This is a genomic window from Kocuria cellulosilytica, assembly GCF_040981245.1.
GTDB lineage: Bacteria > Actinomycetota > Actinomycetes > Actinomycetales > Micrococcaceae > Kocuria > Kocuria cellulosilytica.
The window spans coordinates 1-520 of record NZ_JAVFWZ010000142.1; the positions used below are offsets into that span (position 1 = coordinate 1).

2 pseudogenes are annotated in these 520 nt (G+C 71.7%); both read left to right on the forward strand.

Going from position 1 to position 520, the window contains the following annotated elements:
• Positions 1-330: pseudogene (locus tag RCG67_RS17400) on the forward strand (ABC transporter ATP-binding protein); the annotation flags it as partial.
• Positions 317-520: pseudogene (locus RCG67_RS17405) on the forward strand (MFS transporter); the annotation flags it as partial. The pseudogenes RCG67_RS17400 and RCG67_RS17405, both read left to right, overlap by 14 nt.

Consider the following 520-nt stretch of genomic DNA (forward strand, 5'->3'; position numbering starts at 1 on the left):
GAGCCGACGGTGCTCATCTGCGACGAGGCCACCTCGGCCCTGGACGCGGCGACCCAGCGCACCGTCCTGGACCTGCTGCTGCGGCTGCACCGGAACCGGCCGCTGTCGCTGATCATGATCTCCCACGACCTGAGCGTGATCCGCTACATGAGCCACCGGGTCGCGGTGCTCCACCGCGGGTCCCTGGTGGAGCTCGCGCCGACCCACGACTTCTTCGCCGATCCGCGCCACGAGCACAGCAGGCAGCTGGTGGCGGCGGCGCTGCCCCGGGTGTGCGCGATCCTGGACAGCCACCCCCTGCCCCAGGAGCGCCGCGATGCCATCGCCTGACCGCCGGTCCGAGACGCGCACCCTGCTGGGTGCCCAGCTGGTGTTCAACATCGGCTTCTACGCCGTCGTGCCGTTCCTCGCCGGGGCCATGGGCACCGAGTACGGCCTGGACGCGGCCGCGATCGGACTGGTGCTCGGGGCGCGCACGTTCAGCCAGCAGGGCATGTTCCTGTTCGGCGGGCTGCTGGCC